Raw genomic sequence first — 19,745 nt, 5'->3', positions numbered from 1 at the left:
GTCGAAGCATGACTAGCGCGGAGCTGCTCACGGATGCGTTCGACAGGGTGCGACAGATCGTCCATGACGTCGTGGACGGGCTCAGCCCTGACCAGCTGGCATACCGCATCGACGACGACGACGCGAACTCGATCGGCTGGCTGATCTGGCACCTCACCCGTGTCCAAGACGATCACGTCGCCGACCTCGCGGGTACCGAGCAAGCATGGACGTCGCAGGGCTGGATCGAGCGATTCGCGCTGCCGTTCGACGAAGCCGACATCGGATACGGACACAGCAGCGAGCAGGTTGCCGCCGTGCGCGTTGAGTCGCCGGACCTGTTGACCGACTACCACGATGCTGTGTACGAGCAAACGATCGCCTATATCAGCACGCTGAGCGACGACGACCTGCCACGGGTCATCGACGAGTCGTGGGACCCGCCCGTCACGGTCGGCGTGCGGCTGGTCAGCGTCATCGGGGACGACATGCAGCACGCGGGTCAAGCGGAGTTCATCCGGGGCATTCTCGAACGCCGCTGAGCCACGAGACCCCTCAGGGCGCCGCGAGAATCCCTTGACCTTAAGTCGACTAGAGGTCCGAGACTGTTGGGTGCTGGAGGAACTCCGGCCGAGCCGGTACCGGGTCATCGTCGGTCAGGAGGACGCCGAGCGACTCGACCTGTCGGCAGGCATGCCCGCCGACATGCTCGTCTGGCTGGCCCGCGCCCGGCGACTCTGACATCGGAGTTGTCCGGGCGTGCCGAGACGAGGAAGATGATCGGGTGGGCGCCGACGAGGTGCGCGACGGAGTGTCGCTGACGAATCTGGACCAGCCGCTGTTCGACGGCGCTCAGGCGACCAAGCGTGACCTGGTCGACTACCTGGACGCGGTGCGCGACCGGATCATCCCAGTGCTCGCGGACCGGGCGCTGTCGGTGATTCGAGTGTTGCGCGGACAGCAGCCGTTCATGCAGAAGAACGTCCCGAAGTACACACCATCGTGGGTGCGCACCGTGCCGCTGTGGGCGGAGACCTCACAACGCGAGGTGCGCTATGCGCTGTGTAATGACCGCCGCACGTTGCTGTGGTTCGCCAACCAGCGTGCCGTGGAGTACCACCCCACACTGATCCGCGACCAGCGCGTGACCCACGTGGTGCTCGACCTCGACCCACCCAACGACGACTTCCGCGCGGTCGTCGACACCGCCTACCTGGTGCGCCAGGCGCTCGCGGACGCCGGTCTGGCGGGGACGGTCAAGACCAGCGGCGCGAAGGGCCTGCACATCGTCGTTCCGGTCGAGGCGGATACCGCGATCGACGACGCGGCCGCGGCCACCCGCGCGATCGCCGCCCGGGCCGAACGGCTGGACCCCGCGCTCGCTACCACCGCCTACATCCGGGAAGACCGTGGCGGCAAGGTCTTCCTCGACTCGACACGAGCAGGCGGAGCGACGGTGGTGGCGGCCTACAGCCCTCGGGTGCGGCCGGGCACGCCCGTGTCGTTTCCGGTGGACTGGGCCGATCTGGACCAGATCACGCCGAATGACTTCACCCTGCACACGGCGGTCAGGCTGCTCGCCGACCGTGACCCGTGGGCGGAGCGCATGCCGGACCCGCAGCGGCTGAGCGCCGAGCTGGTCGAGGAGGGTCACGCGATCCCGGTAGCCAGGGTGCAGGCGATGCACGAGGGCAAGCGACGTGCCCGCGCTCGCCGCACCTGACGTCGTTGTGCGGTGACTCCCTCCCGCAGTTCGGAGTAGCCGTCGACCTGGCCATGTCGACCGACCATAACGGCTGGAACACACCTTCTTCGGCGATGCTCAGCAGGGTGTCGCACAGCAGCGGCTTGAAAAGCACGCAGGTGTCGAGCAGCGCCCTGAACATCAGCCCAGGTTATCGCGCTCGGCAGATGTCGAAAGGCGCTCGATCGTGGCATCTTCGGGAAGGTCGTACATACCAGCGTCTTCGGCGTCCCGCACCATCTCATCCAGACCTGGCGCTCTGGCTCGCTGCATTCGCTGCTGGTAGGCGAGGACATCGTCGAGCCGCACCTTACGATGCCGTGCTGGCTGCTCGTAGGGAATCTCGCCCGCTTCAAGCAGCCGAACCAACGTCGGCCTCGAGACGCCGAGGAGGTCAGCCGCCTCGCTGGTGGTGAGCACAGTGTGCGTCGGAGCGACCGTGATGGCGAGCCCGTCCGCCAACGACTTCACGACATCGCGCAACACTTCGAACAGCTCCTCGGGCAGGTCGATGCGGCTCCCGTCAGAAGCAATCAAGGCAGGTGTACGCACCTGTTCCTCAGTGCCGAGAGCACCGAGCAGTTCGAGTAGGCGCTGCGGCTGCTCGGGTGGCATGACCGTACGACCGGTGGAACTCATAGCTCCACCGCACCCTTAAAACGAACAAAACGAAAGCTAGAAGTACGGCGTCGTGACGCGCTCACCTCCACAGTCACCCCGCGAACCGCAGTGCCGACGCGCCGCCGACCACCGGCAGTGACACGCTGCTCCGGCCGGGCGTCACGCTTAGCTCGGTCCCTGGCTTCGGTCGCAGGGTGTAGCGCATGTCGGTGGACACCACGACGAGTCCGATCCGGCTGCCCGCGTCGAAGACGTAGTCCTCGGCCTGCATATCCCAGCGGAACGTGTAGTTCCAGCCCTGATGGATCGGCACGCTGACGTGGTCGGCGAAGCGGTTTTGCGGATCCATCCAGCCACGCGTCACCATCACCGGTTCCCGGTCGCTGCCGGCGGGCCCGTAGTCAACCAGCACCGCGGTCAGGTTCGCGGCGTACCGGTTGTCCACCGACGCCCGCAGCGACACCCTCGGCGTCCCGCTCAAGTGGACGTCGTCAGCCAGCGGCGGCGAGACGTAGGCGAGCCGGTTCGGGTGCGCGGTGTCCGGGTCGGGCAATAGCTCCGTGTCGGTGTCCAGTTCACGACCCCGATCGACGAAGCTCTGCCTCGGCGCGTCGACGTCCCGCCGCGTGCCTAGGCTGCCGGGCTCGGTCGCGCTGGACGCACCTAAGTGCAGGCGCGCCTGCCTAGTGCCCGGTGCGGGCCAGGAATCGTACCGCTCATAGGTGTCGTCCGGGCGGTGCACCGTCGCCGTGGGTTCGTCCATGATTCCGTTGTCGACACCGAACAGCCAGTGGTCCATCCACCGATGCAGCGTGTGCAGGAACGTGTCGAAATCCGGCGGCCACCGGTGCCCGCCCGAATGCAGCCAGATCTTGCGCGGCACGCCGCTCGCGGCGAGCCGCTGCCACCAGGGTGCGAACGCGTTGGTCATGACGTTGTAGTCCTCAAGCCCGTGCACGAGGAACACGCTCGCGTCGACCCGATGCGCTCGGGGCTGATAGTTCCGATGACGCCAGAACGCGCTGTAGTCGCCGGTCTCCCGGTCCTGTTCGCGCCGCAGCTCCTCGATCACGTGCGCGCACTTCTCGGCCCGCTTCTCGCCCTGCGTGAAGATCGCCAGCACGTCGGTGTCCTCGCCCTGGTAGGCGTTCTCCCCCACACCGGACTCGGCCGAGTGCGGCGCGCGGACCAGACCGTTGGCGCGGTAGTAGTCGTACCAGTTCGAGATCGCCGCGATCGGCACGATCGTGCGCAGCCCGTCCACGCCGGTGGTGGCCACCATGTTCGGCAGCGTGCCGTTGTAGGAGACGCCCATCATGCCGACGTCACCGGTCGTCCAGTCCGCTTCCACCGGCTCGCCGTCCGCCGTCCACGCCTTCGCGCGCCCGTTGAGCCAGTCGATGATCGCCTTGGTGCCCTGCGTCTCCTGCCGATCGCCGACGGTCGGACAACCATCGGAGAACCCGGTGCCGATGCTCTCGCCGAGCACGACCGCGTATCCGCGCGGCACCCAGTAGTCGTCGAGCCACCCCGGCAGATCCGGCGTCGCCTTCGGCTGCCCGGCCCGCGCCGACATCGTCTTGGTACCCGCCACGCGGCGATGTCCAGGCCGGATGCTCTCCTGCGGCAGTTCGTCGACGTCGACGTCGTGGTTCGGGGCGCCGTTGACGTCGTACCGGTACGGGCTGTGCTCGAAGATCACCGGCACCTTGATGCCATCGGACTCAGTCTCGCCCGGCCGCGACAGCTTGAGGCGCACCCGGTCGCGCTTGCCGTCGCCGTCACTGTCCACTCTGGTCTCGACGAAGACCGTCTCCTCGATGGCGTCATCGCGGGAGAACCGAGGCTGACTCACGCCGTTCTCGATCTCCAGCCACGACGGCGGTGTCGGGGTGTCGTCAGGGGATTCTCTGTCCGCTGACGCCGCGGGGGCGATGGTGACGGCTGTGGTGGCGGCCGCGACCAGCGCGATGAACGCTCGTCGACACTGTCGCATGAGGACCTCCGTCTGCCTTGTGGGCGCACGCGAGCGACGGCAGAGTAGCGGCGGCGCTCGGCGCGGCGGGACCGACTTTCGTCGGGAATCCCAAGCCGGAGCGGCGAATGGACGTCGACGTCGGGCCCAAGTTGAGAGGTCGGGGCGAGTTGCGACGTCTAGCACAGGCTAGTTGATCAGCTTCCCCTGCCTTAGCACCACCAGAACCCGTCAAAAAGGACACGAGGTGGTCACAGCACAGGGGGAGTTGATCGACTCCGACGTCAGCGGGTGCGACCGCGAGCGAGGCGGTCCATCGGGCCGGACGGCGACACCACGCGGAGCCCGCGCGGCGACACTGCGGGGAGGGACGGCGTCTGTAGCGGCGGCGCTATCCCGCCAGCGGCGCGCGGTGCTGGACCGCGTACGTCGGACCGTGGTGGTCCCGCACGCTGCTCATCAGCACGACCTCGTCCGCCTGCCAGCGCGGGCCGCGGTAGTCGGCCAGGGCCGCCGCGATGCGACGGGCGGGACGCTGCGCCGAGCGACGCTTCCACCGGGCCAGCGTCAGATGAGGGTGGAACGGTTTCGCGTCGCCACCCGGCCCCCGAAGCGCGACCGCCAGCGCTCCCAGCGCCTCGACGTCGCCCTGGACACCGGCCCACAGCACGCCGGTGAACGTCCCGGCACCGGCCAGCCCGAGCCCCAGTGGGCCGTGCCCGCGCACCTGCTCCGCAACGAACCGCGTCCGCTCCCCAAGGTCAGCCTCCCCGTAGAACGCGAGCGTCAGATGCCACAACGGCCGGCCGGACCAGCGCAACGGAGAGTCGGGCGAACGGACGTCGAGGCGCGTCAGTTCGGCGTCCAGCGCGTCCAGCACCTCGGGCGGCGGGACGATCGCGGCGAACAGGCGCATCTCAGGTGGCGCTCTTCCCCGCCCTGCGGAGCAGATCCGCGATCGCGGGGAAGTCGTTGTCCAGCCGGGCCGCCGCGTCGACGAGGTTCTCGTCCTCCGCGACGTCGCGCAGTGCGGCGAGCAGGGTCTGCTCTTCGACACCGGGGTGCACCGGCACGGTGTCCCTGCCGACCGTCGGGTTGGAGTCCTTGACGTCTTGCATCGCGGCGTCGATCGCCGCCTGATCCCCCGAAGCGACGCCTGGCGTGAGGATCTTGCGCTCAAGCATGATCAACCGGGCGAGCACGGCAGGATTGCCGATCTTCGCGCGGCGCCCACTCATCACCTGACTGAGCATCGGCGCGCTGATCCCGAGCACATCGGCGAGGAAGGCTTGCGAAACGTCGAACGCCTTGACGAGCCGCCGAACCCGGTCGCCGAGCGGCTCCCCGTACCACTGGCGCTGCAGCTCGATGTTCTTCTGGATGCTGTTGTTGTCTTCCACGCCTGCACTCCCCTATTGGCCGCGACGACATACCCAGATACTGCATCCTGCCGCATCAGCTCGTTCGCCGGGCGGAAACGTCTCACCCGTTCGCACACGCACTCACGAAGATTCGAGAATCTCTCGCGTTTGCTGGACGTCGTCGCTGATCTGGTCGACCAGTTCCTCCACCGAGGAGTAGCGAACCATGTCACGCAGGCGGGCGACGAAGTCGAGCGAGGCGTGCTGGCCGTAGAAGTCCTCGTCGACGTCGAGTACGAACGCCTCGACGCTGCGCTCCCTGCCCGAGAACGTCGGGTTGCTGCCCACCGACACCGCCGCCTTCAGCCGCTCGCCGGGACGTCCCGAGCTGGTGAACCAGCAGCTGTACACCCCATCGGCCGGGACCGCCGCGTAACGCGGGATAGACAGGTTCGCCGTCGGATACCCGAGATCCTGGCCCCGCCCGTCACCGCGCACGATGATGCCTTCCAGCCGGTGCGGCCTGCCCAGCGCGGCGGCAGCGGCCTCGACGTCGCCCGCGTCGATGCAGGAGCGCACATACGTCGAGGAGTAGGTGATCTCACCTTCCACCGTCTGTCCCCCCGCGTGGCCGCCTTTGACCGACGCCCCCTGCAGCTCGGCGCCGTGCACGACGTAGCCGAACCGGGTACCGAGCTCACGCAGCAACGCGACGTCACCAGCCGCCTTCGCCCCAAAGGTGAAGTTCTCCCCCACCAGCACCACGGCGGCGTGGAGCTTGTCGACCAGGATCTCGTGCACGAACTCGTGCGCGGTGACCTTCGACAGCTCCAGCGTGAACGGCAGCACGGCGAAGACGTCGACGCCCAGCTCCTCGATCAGCTCCGCCTTACGACGCAGCGTGGTCAGCTGCGCGGGATGGCTGCCCGGCCGGAGGACCTCGGAGGGGTGCGGGTCGAACGTGAGCACCACGCTGGGCAGCCCCCGCTCGCGGGCGACCTCGACGGTGCGCCGGATCAGCTCCTGATGTCCGCGATGCACACCGTCGAACACACCGATCGTCACGACGCACCGGCCCCAGTTACCGGGCAGGTCTTCCAATCCTCGCCAACGCAGCACACGCAGAGGGTAACCGTTCGACCCGCGCCGCTGATCCGACGCCCGCCGGAACGAGGTCGCCGTGTCGGGCGACCTCGCCGCACGCCTAGCAGCCTCATAGGACTGGCGGTCGAGCTCAGGCCGGAGCGAGGACTACCAGGTACTTCGCGTGACCGCCCTGGTCGGTTGCGATGGCGAGCGCGCGACCCTCCGCGTCGGCGATGCCGTAGGTTCCTGGCAGACCGGCCGCGGGTGTGCGCTGGCCGTATCGCACCGCCCGCGCGGTGGCGGCGTCCACCATGTGGACGTCGAACGCGGTGGTCACCGCCTCGTCGAGGGTGAGTGACAGGCTCGGGTCCTCCTCCAGTCGCTCCAGCGTGCGGGCCCTGGCCAGTCCGAACGGCCCGACCTCGGTGCGCCGTAACGCCGTGAGGTGACCGCCGACACCGAGCGCCGCGCCGAGGTCACGGGCGAGCGCCCGCACGTACGTGCCGGACGAGCAGTCCACCAGTGCGTCGATCTCCAGGCGTGGCTCGGTGCGCAGCGCGAGCCGGTCGAAGCGGTGCACGGTGACCGGGCGGGCGTCCAGCTCGACCCGCTCCCCCGCTCGCACCTTCGCGTAGGCGCGCTCCCCGTTGACCTTGACCGCGCTGACCGCGCTCGGGACCTGCTGGATGTCGCCGGTCAGGTCGGCGATCGCCTTGTCGATGTCAGCCTCGGTGATCGCGGCGAGCGCGTCAGGATCGGCCTGGGTGAGCGCCTCGCCCTCGGCGTCGTCGGTGGTGGTCGACGCGCCCAGGCCGATGGTGGCCAGGTAGCTCTTGCGATCCAGCGCGAGGTGCCCGAGCAGCTTCGTCGCGCGTTCGACGCCGATCACCAGCACGCCGGTGGCCATCGGGTCGAGCGTGCCCGCGTGGCCGATCTTGCGGGTGCCCATGATCCGGCGCATCCGCGCGACGACGTCGTGTGAGGTCATCCCGTCCGGCTTGTCGACGATCACCAGACCGGGTGGTGGTGCGGGCTTGTTACCGCGCTGCTTGCGTGACACGCAGTGCAGGGTAACGGCGTGGTGGTGCGGGGCGGCGGGTGCGTGGCACCGCGCGGGTCAGTCGTGGTCAGTCGCGAGCAACCCGGCGAGGTGATCGAGGGCGGCCTCCGCTCCGTCGCCGTCCGCGGTGAGGACGACGTCGTCGCCGTGGCGCGCGCCGAGGGACATCACACCCATGATGCTGTCGGCGGCGATGGCGGTCGCCTGGTCGGTGCCGTCCTTACGGATGGTCACCTTCACCGGCTGAGCGGCGGCCGCCCGCACGAACAGGGCGGCGGGGCGGGCGTGGAGGCCGACCGCGCTGGCGATCGTGACGGTTCGTTCGGGCATGGGAACTCCTGACTGGTCGATAGGTGCTGGGTGACGCTGGGCGGTCAGGTGCCGAGGGCGGCGCGCGCACGCCGTCGAGCATCGGCGGGATCGGTTGCCTCGACGGCGATCCGGGCGAGGTGCTGGCAGTCGTCGTAGGAGACAGCGGCGAGTGAGGCGGCTACCGCGGGGATGGCGCGAGCGCTCATCGAAAGGCTGGTGACACCGAGGCCGACGAGCACCGCCGCGAGCAGCGGGTCCGAGGCCGCCTCGCCACACACCCCGACGGGCTTGCCCGCGCGCCGACCCGCCGCGCCGATCAGCTCGACCAGCTGGAGCAGGGCGGGCTGCCACGGATCGGTCAGCTCGGCGAGTTCGCCAAGCTGACGGTCGGCGGCGAGGGTGTACTGCGCGAGGTCGTTGGTGCCGATGCTGACGAAGTCGCAGGCGGCCACGACGGCGTCCGCGGTCACGGCGGCGGACGGAACCTCGACCATGACACCCACTGTGCGCAGGTCATGCGCACGTGCACGCTCCGCGAACGCCGCGGCCTCGATCGCGGTGGCCACCATGGGTGCCATGACCCAGACCTCGGCGTCAGTCCCGAGCGCGGCGGCGGAGATCGCCCGCAGTTGGTCGTCCAGCAGCGACGGCGTGTGACGGGCAGTGCGCAACCCCCGGACCCCGAGCGCGGGGTTCGGTTCCCCTTGCGCGGTCAGGAACGGCAGCGGCTTGTCCGCGCCCGCGTCGAGCGTGCGGACGACGACCTTGCGTTCCGGGAACTGGGAGAACACCGACCGGTATGCGGTGACCTGCTCGTCGAACGACGGTGGCTCGGTGCGGTCGAGGAAGCAGAACTCGGTGCGGAACAGGCCGATCCCCTCGGCACCGACGTCGACGGCGGCCGACGTCGACCGCGGGTCACCGACGTTCGCCAGCAGCGCCACGGGAAACCCGTCGGAGGTCTGCCCGTGCCCCGCGAACGGCCCGGGCAGGGCGGCGGGTGGGGCGTCGCCGGGGACGTCGGGGGCTGGGTCCGGCACGACGACGCTGTCCGTGCCATCCACCAGCACCGGCGTCCCGTCCCGCAGGTCGGTGATCCCTCGGGCCGCGACGACCGCGGGCAGGCCCAGCGCCCTGGCGAGGATCGCCGTGTGGCTGGTGGGCCCACCCTCCTCGGTCACGAGGGCGAGCACGGCCTCCGCGTCAAGTGTCGCGGTGTCGGCAGGAGCGAGATCCCGCGCCACCAGCACGAACGGCTCGGGGTGGGTCGGGATGCCCGGTGCCTGCGTGCCGTCGAGCGCGGCGATGATGCGGTCGCGGACGTCCCGCACGTCGCGGGCCCGCTCGGCGAGATACCCACCGGCGGCCGTGAGGGTCCGCGCGACGTCCTCCGCCGCCTCCCACACGGCTCGGGGTGCTGTCTTGCCGTGGTCGAGCACCGCGGCCCGGGCGGCGTCCGCGAGCGCGGGATCGGACGCCATCAACGCGGTCGCGTCGAGGACGTCTTTCGCCTCGCCGCTCGCTCGCCGCGCCCGTGCGGTCAGCTCCTCGGCCACGCGCGCCGCCGCTGGGGCGATGCGCGCGGCCTCTGCCTCCCGTTCGGACGGAGCGAGGATCGCCGCCGCGTCCGGTTCGGACACCGCCTCCACCATCCGGAACGCGGGACCGACGACGCGACCGGGACTCACCCCGATGCCGCTGATCCGGTTCGTCACGCCTCAGTCCCTGGCCTCGGGCGACGACTGGGTCGTAGCCTCGGTCGTGACGGACGTGGCAGACGTGTCGGGCGCGGCCTCGGCGGACTCGTCGTCTTCCCGGCCCGGGGTGCGCAGGTTCCATTTCCGGATCACGAAGCGGAAGGTCACGAAGTAGATCACCGCGTAGGCCAGCCCGATCGGGATGAGCAGCAGGGCGTTGGTCGCGAGACCGAAGTTGAGCAGGTAGTCGATGGCGCCCGCGGAGAACCCGAAGCCATGGTGGATGTCCAGCGCGTTCACGACCATCATCGACGTCCCGGTCAGCACGGCGTGCAGCACGTACAGCGGCCAGGCGACGAACATGAACGCGAATTCGAGCGGCTCGGTCACGCCGGTGAGGAACGACGTGAGCGCGGCGGAGAACATGATGCCGCCGACCACCTTGCGTTGCGACGGCCGTGCCTCGCGCCAGATCGCGAACGCCGCCGCGGGCAGCGCGAACATCATGATCGGGAAGAATCCGGTCATGAAGACGCCCGCTTCGGGGTCACCGGCGAAGAAGCGGTTGAGGTCGCCGTGCGCCTGCTCGTAGTCGCCGACGACGAACCAGACCACCGAGTTGATGATGTGGTGCAGGCCGAGTGGGATCAGCAGCCGGTTGACCACGCCGTACACGCCTGCGCCGATGACGCTGCTCCCGGTGATCCACTCGCCGAACGACGTCAGGCCCGCGTTGAATACCGGGTACAGCAGGCCGAGAACGACGCCGAGCACGAGGCCCGCGACCGCGGTGATGATCGGCACGAACCGGCGTCCACCGAAGAACGCGAGGTACGGCGGCAGCTTGATCCGGTAGAACCGCTGCCACAGCACCGCGGACAGCACGCCCATCAGAATGCCCGCCAGCACCCCGTAGTTGATCTCGATCGGGTTGTCAGGGTCGTCGGAGATGAGCGGCCCCATCTCCTGGAACACGCCGTCGAGCACGAGGAAACCGACGACGGCGGCCAGCGCGGTCGAGCCGTCGGCCTTCTTGGCGTAGCCGACCGCGACACCGACGGCGAACAGCAGCGGGAGATTGTCGAACAGCGCGCCGCCCGCGGCGCCGATCACCGCCGCGACGTTCTCCAGCACGGCGACACCGCCGAGCAGGTCGTCCTGGCCGAGCCGCAGCAGGAGCGCGGCGGCTGGCAGGACGGCGATCGGCAGCATGAGGCTGCGCCCGATGCGCTGGAACGCGGCGAGGCCCCAGATGCGGCGCCCGCCGTCGATGGAAGCTGCGGAGGACATCGGTTTCTCCTTCAGTGGTGGGGAGGGGCAGGAGTGAACGAACTGTCGAGGGACATGTGCACCCGGTAACGATCGCCGCGGTACCACGAGGTGGTGTATTCCACGGGGATGCGTCCCGCGGACGAGACACGCTGGAACGCCAGCAGCGGCGCCCCGGCGCGCACGCCGAGCATCCGGGCGTCGGCCGCGTCGGCGACCGCTGCCCAGACGGTTTGCTCGGCCGAGTCGATCGTCAGGCCGTACAAGTCGGTGAAGATGGTGTAGAGCGAGCCGGACAGGTCCTTGTCGAGCAGGTCAGGCAGCGGGCCAGGGTCATACCAGCTGTCCTCGAACGCCATCGGCGTGCCGTCCGCGATGCGCAGCCGTTCGAGGTGATACGCCTGTCCCTCCGGGGGCAGATCGAGCGCCTCGCGCACCCGCTCCGGCGGGTCGGCGAGTTCCGCGCGCAGCAGCGCGGTCGAGGGGGTGAGGCCACGGCGGCGCATGTCCTCGGTGAACGAGGCGAGGTGCAGCTGCGACTCGACCTTGGGCGGGGCGACGAACGTGCCCTTGCCGCGCACGCTGTAGAGCTTGCCCTCGCTGACCAGTTGGCCGATCGCCTCCCGCACGGTCATGCGGGACACGCCGTGCTCTGCCATCAGTTCGCGCTCGGAGGGAATCGGCGCGTCCGGCGCCAGCCGGTCATCGATCAGTTTGAGCAGAATCTCTCGCAGTTGCGCGTGTTTGGGAATGGGGCCTTCGGTAATGGCTCGCTCGGGGGCCATGTGCCGCCTCCGTGGTCGTGGGCGATGCGAGAGTCTCGACTACCGACCCCGCAGCTGGTACGGTCCAGTCCGTACCGGAAGGATGCATCCCCGACCGGGGCACGTCAAGACTTCCGCAGGGAAAAACCGAACGGAGCGCAGCAATGGCCCTGTGCATCACCGCACCCCGTGTGGTGACGGCCGGACAGGTGATCGAACCGGGATTCGTCCTGGTCAATGACGGTCTTGTCGAGCAGGTAGGCACGGGTTCACCTCCGGACGCCGACGTGGTCCTGCCCCACGGCATCCTGACCCCTGGCCTGATCGACCTCCAGCTCAACGGTGCCTTCGGCGTCGACCTGGTGGATGCCACACCGGACCAGTGGGTCGATGTCGTACGCCAACTGGTCCGTACCGGTTGCACGGCTTTCACACCCACCTTCATCACGGCGCCGGTGGACGCGCTCGTCGCGGCGCTCACCCGCTACCGGGAGGTGCGGCCGCGACTGGACGCGCTCGACAGGGCCGCGCGCACGCTCGGCGTCCACGTCGAAGGCCCGTTCCTGTCCACCAAAAGGCGTGGCGCACATCGGGAGGAGTACCTGTGCGATCCGACCCCAGAACGGGTCGAGCGCCTCATCGACGCGGGCACCGGCGGGACGCTGGCATACGTGACCCTCGCACCGGAACGGGAAGCCGCACCGAAAGCCATCACGCGGCTGCGGGAGAAGGGCGTGCGCGTGTCCCTCGGGCACAGTGACGCCACCGAAGACGTCGTGCGCGCCGCGGTCGACGCCGGCGCGTCGCTGATCACGCACCTGTTCAACGCCCAGCGTCCGTTCAGCCACCGGGATCCCGGCGTGGTCGGCGCCGCGCTGACCGATGAGCGACTGACGGCGGGCCTGATCGCCGACCTGCACCACACCGACCCCACCGCCGTGAAGCTGGCGTTCGCCGCGGCTGGCGATCGCATCGCGCTGGTCACCGACTCCGTAGCGGCGATGGGGATGCCCGCGGGCAGCTACGTGCTCGGCGGGGACCGCCTGCACGTCGAACCCGGCGGCCCGCCCCTGCGCGAGGACGGCACGATCGGCGGCTCCGCGCTGCGCCTCGACGAAGCCGTCGGCAACGCCGTCGCGTGCGGGGTTGACCTGGCTGTCGCCGTCGACGCGGCGACCCGCGTGCCCGCCGACGCACTGGGGCACACCCATCTGGGCCGTCTCACCGCGGGCGCCGCCGCCGACCTCGTCTGGCTGTCGGACGACTTCCGCACGCTCGGCACCTGGGTGGCGGGCACGCTCGCCTACACCGATCCCGACGCCCCGCCGACCAGGAGGTTCCCTCGTTGATGGCCACCGCGACCACCGTCACCCAGACCGATCCCCGCACACCAGGAGGTACCCGATGAGCAAGGCAGAACAGATCGTCAACGGCCTCGGCGGAGCGGCGAACATCGTCGAGATCGAAGCGTGCATCACCCGGCTGCGTACCGAGGTGGAGGACGCCGCGCTGGTCGATGACGCGACGCTGAAGGCAGCGGGCGCCCACGGTGTCGTGCACTCCGGCACGGTGGTGCAGGTCGTCGTCGGCCCCGAGGCCGACACACTGGCCAGCGACATCGAGGACATGCTGTGAGCATCGCCGTCGCCGCGCCGCTGCCCGGTACGGTGGTGCCGCTCGCTGACGTGCCGGACGCCGTGTTCTCCGCCGCGCTGGTCGGGCCAGGTGCCGCGATCGACCCGCTCCGAGGACCGGTGGTCGCGACCGCTCCGGTGGCGGGCAGGATCGTCAAGCTACATCCGCACGCCTTCGTGGTCGCGACCGACGACGGAGCGGGCGTGCTGGTTCACCTCGGCATCGACACCGTGCAGCTCGACGGCGAGGGATTCACCGTGCATATCACCGAAGGCGTGACCGTCGAGGCCGGCGCGCCTATCGTGAGCTTCGACGCGGCCGACGTCGAGGCGGGCGGCCGGTCACCGATGTGTCCCGTGGTGGCCCTCGACGCGGATGGCGCCGCACTCACCGACCTGCGTACCGATGGTGCCGTCGCGGCCGGGGACGTGCTCTTCGGGTGGACGTACTGAGGACGCCCGACGCCGTGTGAGCGAACGGCATTCCACGCATCCTCCGGCCGGGCTTGACGATGCCGTGCGGAGGCTACCGCCCGCTGGCCGAAGGACGAGCGGAAGCCAACTAGCTCAGGTGGTGCTTGCCGTAGCTGGGGACGTCAGCAGCGTGCCGGTTCCGCGCCTCGGCGGGCCGCTGCGCGGGCGGCTGCTGCCGTGCGGCGGTCCTGTCGGGCACACGTTGTTCGGCGCGCTGGGCCGGGCGTGCTTCCCTGCGCTCGTCCGGGTACCACTCCCTGCGCTGCGCGGGGGGACGCTGCGCGGGGGGACGTTGGGCAGGCGGACGCTGGGCAGGCGGACGCTGGGCAGGCGGACGTTGTGGCCGGGCACTGGAACGACCGTCCTGCGGGGAGGGCGGTCGCTGCGGCGGACGCCACTCCGATGCGCGCTGTGGCGCGCGAGGCACCACCGGCACCGCCGGCATACCGTCGCGCAGCTCGAAAACCGTGGTGTCTTCCCAGCAGTCGCACGGGCCGTCGTGGTGGGCGACCTGACGGGGCATGCAGCACACGGGCTCCGCGTCGACGGCGTCCGGTTCCGCCACGGGCCACGGGCCAGGGTCGGACGCGTCGTCCGGTCGCCACCCCGCGGCATGCTCACCACTGGCCGCCGCTGCCCGCCCGCGACTACCCCGAATCGCCTGCCGCTCTCCGGTTTGGCGCACCGAGGCACGCTCGCCGGTGTCGCGCGCCGCCGTCCGCTCGCCGGTCGGCTCACCACCCGGCGAACGGCGGGAGCGCCGCTCCGGCTCACGACCCGGCACCTTGACCGCCTCGTGGTAGTACGTCTGGCTCATCCGCTCGGCGATCCGCGTGCGCCTGCGGTCGCTGATCTTGCTGTTCAGCACCCACCACAGGCAGCCAAGCACCGGCGCGCAGGCCAGCGCGATCACCAAGAGGAAAAACCAGTTCATATCGACCATGATTTGCTCGATTCGGGGTCCGGCTCGGGGCGGCCGTGCGACCAGTATGGCCGACGGTGGCAGCCGACACGCCGGGAGGACTACGTAACCGGCTACGTAGGCGCGCTCGACCTGGCCTGTTGCGAGGGCACCCGATCGGCTAATCGTGCGGCGGCCATCACGTGCTCCATCAGCTTGACCAGCAGTTCCTTAGTGGACTCCCGCTCCCGGGCATCGCACAAAATCACCGGAATGAATGAATCTATGTCGAGGGCGGCGCGGATCTCGTCGACGTCGTACGGCTGGTCGCCGCCGAAGCAGTTCACGCCGACGACGAACGGCAGCTCCCGCCGCTCGAAGTAGTCGATCGCGGCGAAGCACGCGTCCAGCCGCCGGGTGTCAACCAGGACGACAGCACCGAGCGCGCCTCGCGCCAGCTCGTCCCACATGAACCAGAACCGATCCTGGCCGGGCGTCCCGAACAGGTACAACACCAGCTCGGGGTTGATCGTGATGCGACCGAAGTCCATCGCGACCGTGGTCGTCGACTTGTCCTCGATGCCGCTGACGTCGTCGATACCGTTGCTCAGCTCGGTGATGACTTCCTCGGTGCGCAGCGGCACGATCTCGCTGACCGCCGATACGAGAGTCGTCTTGCCGACGCCGAACCCGCCGGAGATCAGCACCTTCACCGCGACGGCGTCGATCGCGGGTCCCGCGACCGGGCTGGAGGGGTTAGAGCTTGCGGATACCATCGAGAACCTTCTGCATCGTGTCCATATCCGGGGCGTTGCGCACCGGCTGCCAGCCGGTCCGGTAGATGACGTAGTCGACCTCGATGAGGTCGGCGAGCATCACCTTGACGACGCACAACGGCAGGTCGATCTTCGCGGCGACCTCGGCGATCGACAGCGGGTGCTCGCACACCCAGAGCACATCGGCGTACTCCGGCTCGACGATCCGCTCGTGCACCTCGGGCCGCACCGAAACGACCAGCGTGACGAGATCGAGGCCGTATCGGTTGTCCCTGGTTCTGCCGCGGGTCAGCGCGTACGGCCGAACCAACGGGCCTGCCGCGTCGTCGAACCAGACCTCGTCTCTGCTCGCCATCGGCGTCCTCATGACGCCTTCGCGTCGACCCGCTCGCCCTGGGGATTACGCGGCGTCGTCGCGAGCGCGGCGCCGACCCGTTTGACAAGCAGGTTCATCTCGTAGGCCACCAGACCGAGGTCGGCGTCGGCCTCGGTGAACAGCGCGAGACACGCGCCTCTGCCAGCGGCCATGACCAGCAGATACCCGTGTTCCATCTCGACCATCGTCTGCCGCACCTCGCCGAAGCCGAAGTGCCGCCCGGTGCCGCGCGACAGGCTCTGGTACGCCGAGGCGACCGCGGCGAGATGTTCGGCGTCCGGCCGCGTCAGGCTCTGCGAGCGCGCCATCAGCAGCCCGTCCGCCGAGAGCACGACCACCCTGTCCACGTCGACGACCCGCTCGACGAGATCGTCGAGCAACCAGTCCAGATCGGTCGACCGCGATGTGACCGTCATGTGTTCACCTCTCTCAGTTGTGCCCGTTGAGGCTGACTTCCGTGGTGCGACCACGGAGGTTCCCCTGCTGTAGCGCCGCCATCACGGTGCGCGTGCGTTCGGCGTCCACCAGGTCGTCGTCCGCGTCCGGCACGTCGGCGGCTTGCTGCTCTGAGGCCAGCTGCGGCGCGATGTTCGCCTGCCGTGTGCGCTGCGGCAGTGGCGGCTTACCGTCGCGCCGTGGGGTGTTCGCCTGCCCCTCGCCACTCGACGTCGCGCCGTTCGACGCGGGCGGTGCCGAGCGCGCGGACGGTGGCGCGTTCTGACCCTCCGGCTTGTCGAAGACGACCGTGCGCCACGACGATCCGATCGCGGGCACGTCGGTGGCCGTCGGCAGGCCGTTGTCCGGGTCGGGCAGCGTGCCCTCGTGGCGCGGCTCCCGCTCGTATCCGGCACCGTCGTCCTGAACGCCGATCCCGCTCACCATCGGTGGCTCGTGCGGGGTGGTCTCCTGCGCGATCAGATCGGTCGGCACCAGCACGATCGCCGTGGTGCCGCCGTAGATCGACTCCCGCAGCGTGATCTTGATGCCGTGCCGGGACGCCAGCCGCGCCACCACGAAGAGCCCGACGCGCGACTCGGTCGACAGTGCCATGACGCTGAAGTCCGGCGGCTTGCGCAGCATCGTGTTGAACTTGTCGAGCTGTTCTTTCTCCATGCCGAGGCCCTGGTCCTCGACCTCGATCACCACACCGCGCCCTACGGCGTTGCCGCGCACCTCGACCTTGGACTGCGGTGGTGAGAACGCGGTCGCGTTGTCGATCAGCTCGGCGAGCAGGTGCGCGAGGTCGGCGACGACCTTGCCGTCCATCAGCGTGTCCGGAATGGACACGGCTCCGACGCGCGTGTAGTGCTCGGTCTCGGAAACCGCGCTACGCACCACCTCACGGAGCGAGACCGGGTTGCGCCACTGCCTGCCGGGCTGCTCACCACCGAGGATGATCAGGTTCTCCGCGTTGCGCCTGCTGCGGGTGGCGAGGTGGTCGAGCTGGAACAGCAGCTGCAGCTGGTCGGGGTCGTCCTCGGAGCGTTCCACCGAGTCGAGCACCTTGAGCTGGCGGTGCACGATGACCTGGGTGCGGTGGGCGATGTTGAGGAACACCGATCCGACGCCCCTGCGGGTTTCGGCCTCCTGCACCGCGGCGGAGATGGCGGTCTGCTGCGCCTTGTTGAACGCGTTGGCGACCTGGCCGATCTCGTCGGTGCCGTGGTCCAGCCACGGGATCTGGTACTCGACATCGACCCGGTCGCCCTGCCGCAGTCGCTCGACGACGCCGGGCAGCTCGCGGTTGGACAGATCGAGGGTCTCTTCCCGCAGCCGGGTGAGCCGTTCGATCAGCGCGCGGGAGAGCCGCAGCGCGATCACCATCGCCGCGAGCGCGGCCGCGAGGATGCCCACGCCGGCGAGCGCCGAGGTCCACAGGGTCGCGTTGCCGCTGGCGGCGCCGAGGTCGGCGGCGTACGAGGAGTGCGACATGTAGAGCCGCAGCAGTCCTTCGGACAACGTGCGCGCGGCGTTCTCCCACTCAGCGACGTCGAAGTTCGGCGCGTGCTTGCCCGGCCCCTGCGCCATGATGTCGTTGTCGCCACCAGTGAGCGCCGCCCAGGCGTCGGTCTCCTGCAGTGCCGCGTACTGGGCCTGTTCATCGGCCGTCAGCCGCGCCTCGATGAGGTTGATGAGCTCGTGGTACGTACCCATCTGGTGGGCCAGCTCGTGGTAGACCTTCGAGTCGAGGCCGCGCGACATCGCCAGCCCGACGAGCACGTGCGACCGCGACTGCGCCTCGACCGAGCGGAAGAGGTCGTAGCTGATCATCTGCTCGAAGGCGACCTCGGCGTCGCTCGCCGACCGGGCGGTGCCTTGAATGCCCTCGCCTACCCGCTCGACCAGCTCGCCGTAGAAGTCGTACACCTCGAGAGGTGTGGCGTCCTTGCTGTTGATCCGGCTCCGCATGCCGGGCAGTTCCCGCGCGTCAGCCGCCAGGTCGTTGAACGCCGCGCGCACGGAGCCCGGCCCGCTCGAGGCCAGCCGCTCACCCGCGGTGTAGACGTCGTTCAGCGCGACATCGACCTCGCGCCGCTGCCGCTGCAGGTCACCGGCGTCTACGGCGCCCGTTGTCAACAGCAACGCGGAGAGCCTGCGTTCCTCCTGCAACTCGACGACGACCCGCGCGGTGGGCTTGAGGGATGCCCTGACGTCCTCGGCGAACTCTTTCGCCTGCAACCCCTTGTTGATCAAGTACCCGGACACCGCCGCACCGACGATGAGCAGCGCGATGCTCGGGATCAGCGCGATCGCCAGCACCTTGGCTTTGATCGTCTTCGACCCCGCGCCTATAAATGTTCGGAGCATGGTGAGCCGTCCAGATTCTTATTTCGCGACGAAGCACGGCGATGCCATTCGATCGGCACCGCTACGGGTGTTGGTTCCTATTCGCGAGCGGTGACGCTACGGGCGCCAATCCCCGCCGTCAATAATGCTTCGATAGAATTACGCCAAATGGACTCACCCAGCGAGATCAAATACGAATAACGCATTCCGTTACCGGGCGATCACCCACTATATACGCTCCTCACCTGCTGGTATGTCGCCGACAAAATGGGCCGAACAGAGTATGGACCCACCGCGTATCGGTCCTTAAAGTGTCGCTTCCAGGGCCCGAAAAACCGCGTGTCAAGTGATGCGACGACACCCGTACGTATTCCTACGTACGCGACTACGTAGGAATACGTAAGAATTCGCATGCCCAGTCAAGAAAATGGCAGCGACAAACAGATCGACAACGCCGAGGAGCGCGAGAAAGTGCCCACGTACAAACTTTTCGTCAATGGCGAGCGCGTCAGTGTGGACGCACCGGCCGACATGCCGTTGCTGTGGGTGTTGCGGGACCTGCTTGGTCTCACCGGCCCCAAGTACGGCTGTGGGGTCGGCGCGTGCCGGGCCTGCACCAGCCATCTCAACGGCAAGGAGATCCAGCCTTGCGTCGTGCCGATCGCTGACTGCGCGAACCGGCACGTCACCACCATCGAGGGGCTCGCGAACGGCGACACCCTGCATCCGGTGCAGCAAGCATGGCTCGACGAGGACGTGCCGCAATGCGGCTTCTGCCAGCCCGGCCAGATCATGGCCACCGCCGCGCTGCTCAAGAGCACCAACAACCCATCGGACGCCGACATCGACGCGATCGCGAACGTCTGCCGCTGCGGCACCTACTGCCGCATCCGAAGCGCCATCAAACGAGTCACCGCGTGAACCGAGGG

Annotated in this window: 22 protein-coding genes; 7 read left to right on the top strand and 15 right to left on the bottom strand. The window is 68.9% G+C overall.

Annotated elements, in window-relative coordinates:
• Positions 1-8: 8 nt before the first annotated feature.
• The 3 genes from ACFQGD_RS14050 to ACFQGD_RS14040 all read left to right on the top strand — a co-directional run bounded on the left by ACFQGD_RS14050 (position 9) and on the right by ACFQGD_RS14040 (position 1,702).
• Positions 9-521 carry a mycothiol transferase gene (locus ACFQGD_RS14050; RefSeq protein ID WP_345398198.1) on the top strand — a complete coding sequence of 171 codons (513 nt, stop codon included), beginning with the start codon at positions 9-11 and terminating at the stop codon, positions 519-521.
• A 70-nt stretch (positions 522-591) separates the two neighbouring features.
• Positions 592-720 (top strand): hypothetical protein, encoded by a 129-nt coding sequence (locus tag ACFQGD_RS14045; RefSeq protein ID WP_345398195.1) that lies wholly within the window; start codon positions 592-594, stop codon positions 718-720.
• 43 nt (positions 721-763) lie between these two features.
• Positions 764-1,702, top strand: a complete 939-nt coding sequence (locus tag ACFQGD_RS14040; RefSeq protein WP_345398192.1) for a DNA polymerase domain-containing protein — start codon at positions 764-766, stop codon at positions 1,700-1,702.
• A 162-nt stretch (positions 1,703-1,864) separates the two neighbouring features.
• Here ACFQGD_RS14040 and ACFQGD_RS14035 read toward each other — a convergent pair whose 3' ends face one another.
• From ACFQGD_RS14035 to ACFQGD_RS13990, 10 genes are all read right to left on the bottom strand, one after another.
• Positions 1,865-2,362 (bottom strand): helix-turn-helix domain-containing protein, encoded by a 498-nt coding sequence (locus ACFQGD_RS14035; protein ID WP_345398189.1) that lies wholly within the window; start codon positions 2,360-2,362, stop codon positions 1,865-1,867.
• 73 nt (positions 2,363-2,435) lie between these two features.
• Positions 2,436-4,340 (bottom strand): Xaa-Pro dipeptidyl-peptidase, encoded by a 1,905-nt coding sequence (locus ACFQGD_RS14030; protein WP_345398186.1) that lies wholly within the window; start codon positions 4,338-4,340, stop codon positions 2,436-2,438.
• Positions 4,341-4,710: 370 nt separating this feature from the next.
• Positions 4,711-5,235, bottom strand: a complete 525-nt coding sequence (thpR, locus tag ACFQGD_RS14025) for an RNA 2',3'-cyclic phosphodiesterase (RefSeq protein WP_345398183.1) — start codon at positions 5,233-5,235, stop codon at positions 4,711-4,713.
• Position 5,236: 1 nt separating this feature from the next.
• Complete coding sequence (locus ACFQGD_RS14020; RefSeq protein ID WP_345398180.1) at positions 5,237-5,719, bottom strand: helix-turn-helix domain-containing protein; 483 nt, start codon at positions 5,717-5,719, stop codon at positions 5,237-5,239.
• 102 nt (positions 5,720-5,821) lie between these two features.
• Positions 5,822-6,799: a bifunctional riboflavin kinase/FAD synthetase gene (locus ACFQGD_RS14015; RefSeq protein ID WP_345398177.1), complete on the bottom strand. Its 978-nt coding sequence runs from the start codon at positions 6,797-6,799 to the stop codon at positions 5,822-5,824.
• A gap of 115 nt (positions 6,800-6,914) precedes the next feature.
• Positions 6,915-7,826 (bottom strand): tRNA pseudouridine(55) synthase TruB, encoded by a 912-nt coding sequence (gene truB / locus ACFQGD_RS14010; RefSeq protein WP_345398174.1) that lies wholly within the window; start codon positions 7,824-7,826, stop codon positions 6,915-6,917.
• A gap of 57 nt (positions 7,827-7,883) precedes the next feature.
• Positions 7,884-8,156 carry an HPr family phosphocarrier protein gene (locus ACFQGD_RS14005; RefSeq protein ID WP_345398171.1) on the bottom strand — a complete coding sequence of 91 codons (273 nt, stop codon included), beginning with the start codon at positions 8,154-8,156 and terminating at the stop codon, positions 7,884-7,886.
• A 44-nt stretch (positions 8,157-8,200) separates the two neighbouring features.
• Positions 8,201-9,853 (bottom strand): phosphoenolpyruvate--protein phosphotransferase, encoded by a 1,653-nt coding sequence (locus tag ACFQGD_RS14000; protein WP_345398168.1) that lies wholly within the window; start codon positions 9,851-9,853, stop codon positions 8,201-8,203.
• Between the two features lie 3 nt (positions 9,854-9,856).
• Complete coding sequence (locus ACFQGD_RS13995) at positions 9,857-11,125, bottom strand: PTS transporter subunit EIIC (RefSeq protein ID WP_345398165.1); 1,269 nt, start codon at positions 11,123-11,125, stop codon at positions 9,857-9,859.
• An 11-nt stretch (positions 11,126-11,136) separates the two neighbouring features.
• On the bottom strand, positions 11,137-11,889 hold the full coding sequence (locus tag ACFQGD_RS13990; RefSeq protein ID WP_345398162.1) for a GntR family transcriptional regulator: 753 nt from the start codon (positions 11,887-11,889) through the stop codon (positions 11,137-11,139).
• A 143-nt stretch (positions 11,890-12,032) separates the two neighbouring features.
• Between ACFQGD_RS13990 and nagA the strand changes: the two genes are divergently transcribed.
• Genes nagA through ACFQGD_RS13975 form a run of 3 tightly spaced genes read left to right on the top strand, consistent with a single transcriptional unit; the run spans position 12,033 to position 13,955 of the window.
• Positions 12,033-13,217, top strand: a complete 1,185-nt coding sequence (gene nagA, locus ACFQGD_RS13985; protein WP_345398159.1) for an N-acetylglucosamine-6-phosphate deacetylase — start codon at positions 12,033-12,035, stop codon at positions 13,215-13,217.
• A 55-nt stretch (positions 13,218-13,272) separates the two neighbouring features.
• Complete coding sequence (locus tag ACFQGD_RS13980; RefSeq protein ID WP_345398156.1) at positions 13,273-13,503, top strand: PTS sugar transporter subunit IIB; 231 nt, start codon at positions 13,273-13,275, stop codon at positions 13,501-13,503.
• On the top strand, positions 13,500-13,955 hold the full coding sequence (locus tag ACFQGD_RS13975) for a PTS sugar transporter subunit IIA (RefSeq protein WP_345398153.1): 456 nt from the start codon (positions 13,500-13,502) through the stop codon (positions 13,953-13,955). The genes ACFQGD_RS13980 and ACFQGD_RS13975 overlap by 4 nt, the downstream gene beginning before the upstream one ends.
• A gap of 109 nt (positions 13,956-14,064) precedes the next feature.
• On the opposite strand, the gene ACFQGD_RS13970 is transcribed toward ACFQGD_RS13975, so the two are convergent.
• The 5 genes from ACFQGD_RS13970 to ACFQGD_RS13950 all read right to left on the bottom strand — a co-directional run bounded on the left by ACFQGD_RS13970 (position 14,065) and on the right by ACFQGD_RS13950 (position 18,837).
• The gene (locus tag ACFQGD_RS13970; RefSeq protein ID WP_345398150.1) at positions 14,065-14,910 is read right to left on the bottom strand and encodes a hypothetical protein; all 846 of its coding nucleotides are present in this window, start codon (positions 14,908-14,910) and stop codon (positions 14,065-14,067) included.
• 101 nt (positions 14,911-15,011) lie between these two features.
• Positions 15,012-15,653 (bottom strand): GTP-binding protein, encoded by a 642-nt coding sequence (locus ACFQGD_RS13965; RefSeq protein ID WP_345398147.1) that lies wholly within the window; start codon positions 15,651-15,653, stop codon positions 15,012-15,014.
• Positions 15,634-16,008, bottom strand: coding sequence for a DUF742 domain-containing protein (locus ACFQGD_RS13960; protein ID WP_345398144.1), 375 nt, complete (start codon positions 16,006-16,008; stop codon positions 15,634-15,636). The genes ACFQGD_RS13965 and ACFQGD_RS13960 overlap by 20 nt, the downstream gene beginning before the upstream one ends.
• Positions 16,009-16,016: 8 nt before the next feature.
• A complete protein-coding gene (locus ACFQGD_RS13955; RefSeq protein ID WP_345398141.1) occupies positions 16,017-16,445 on the bottom strand; it encodes a roadblock/LC7 domain-containing protein in 429 nt (142 codons plus the stop codon).
• Between the two features lie 13 nt (positions 16,446-16,458).
• Positions 16,459-18,837, bottom strand: coding sequence for a sensor histidine kinase (locus ACFQGD_RS13950; protein ID WP_345398138.1), 2,379 nt, complete (start codon positions 18,835-18,837; stop codon positions 16,459-16,461).
• 390 nt (positions 18,838-19,227) lie between these two features.
• On the opposite strand from ACFQGD_RS13950, the gene ACFQGD_RS13945 reads away from it, so the two are divergent.
• Positions 19,228-19,737, top strand: coding sequence for a (2Fe-2S)-binding protein (locus ACFQGD_RS13945; RefSeq protein WP_345398135.1), 510 nt, complete (start codon positions 19,228-19,230; stop codon positions 19,735-19,737).
• The last annotated feature ends 8 nt before the right edge of the window (positions 19,738-19,745 follow it).

Source organism: Haloechinothrix salitolerans (assembly GCF_042662605.1).
Taxonomy (GTDB): domain Bacteria; phylum Actinomycetota; class Actinomycetes; order Mycobacteriales; family Pseudonocardiaceae; genus Haloechinothrix_A; species Haloechinothrix_A salitolerans.
The sequence above is the reverse complement of the archived record's forward strand: the minus strand, read 5'-3'. Positions and strand labels throughout refer to the sequence as shown.

Excerpts from the sequence above, each read along its gene's own strand:
- ACFQGD_RS14050 (WP_345398198.1), top strand. The coding sequence starts at position 9 with ATGACTAGCGCGGAGCTGCTCACGGATGCGTTCGACAGGGTGCGACAG.
- ACFQGD_RS14035 (WP_345398189.1), bottom strand. The coding sequence starts at position 2,362 with ATGAGTTCCACCGGTCGTACGGTCATGCCACCCGAGCAGCCGCAGCGC.
- ACFQGD_RS14030 (WP_345398186.1), bottom strand. The coding sequence starts at position 4,340 with ATGCGACAGTGTCGACGAGCGTTCATCGCGCTGGTCGCGGCCGCCACC.
- thpR (WP_345398183.1), bottom strand. The coding sequence starts at position 5,235 with ATGCGCCTGTTCGCCGCGATCGTCCCGCCGCCCGAGGTGCTGGACGCG.
- ACFQGD_RS14005 (WP_345398171.1), bottom strand. The coding sequence starts at position 8,156 with ATGCCCGAACGAACCGTCACGATCGCCAGCGCGGTCGGCCTCCACGCC.
- ACFQGD_RS13995 (WP_345398165.1), bottom strand. The coding sequence starts at position 11,125 with ATGTCCTCCGCAGCTTCCATCGACGGCGGGCGCCGCATCTGGGGCCTC.
- ACFQGD_RS13990 (WP_345398162.1), bottom strand. The coding sequence starts at position 11,889 with ATGGCCCCCGAGCGAGCCATTACCGAAGGCCCCATTCCCAAACACGCG.
- nagA (WP_345398159.1), top strand. The coding sequence starts at position 12,033 with ATGGCCCTGTGCATCACCGCACCCCGTGTGGTGACGGCCGGACAGGTG.
- ACFQGD_RS13980 (WP_345398156.1), top strand. The coding sequence starts at position 13,273 with ATGAGCAAGGCAGAACAGATCGTCAACGGCCTCGGCGGAGCGGCGAAC.
- ACFQGD_RS13970 (WP_345398150.1), bottom strand. The coding sequence starts at position 14,910 with ATGAACTGGTTTTTCCTCTTGGTGATCGCGCTGGCCTGCGCGCCGGTG.
- ACFQGD_RS13965 (WP_345398147.1), bottom strand. The coding sequence starts at position 15,653 with ATGGTATCCGCAAGCTCTAACCCCTCCAGCCCGGTCGCGGGACCCGCG.
- ACFQGD_RS13960 (WP_345398144.1), bottom strand. The coding sequence starts at position 16,008 with ATGGCGAGCAGAGACGAGGTCTGGTTCGACGACGCGGCAGGCCCGTTG.
- ACFQGD_RS13955 (WP_345398141.1), bottom strand. The coding sequence starts at position 16,445 with ATGACGGTCACATCGCGGTCGACCGATCTGGACTGGTTGCTCGACGAT.
- ACFQGD_RS13950 (WP_345398138.1), bottom strand. The coding sequence starts at position 18,837 with ATGCTCCGAACATTTATAGGCGCGGGGTCGAAGACGATCAAAGCCAAG.
- ACFQGD_RS13945 (WP_345398135.1), top strand. The coding sequence starts at position 19,228 with ATGCCCAGTCAAGAAAATGGCAGCGACAAACAGATCGACAACGCCGAG.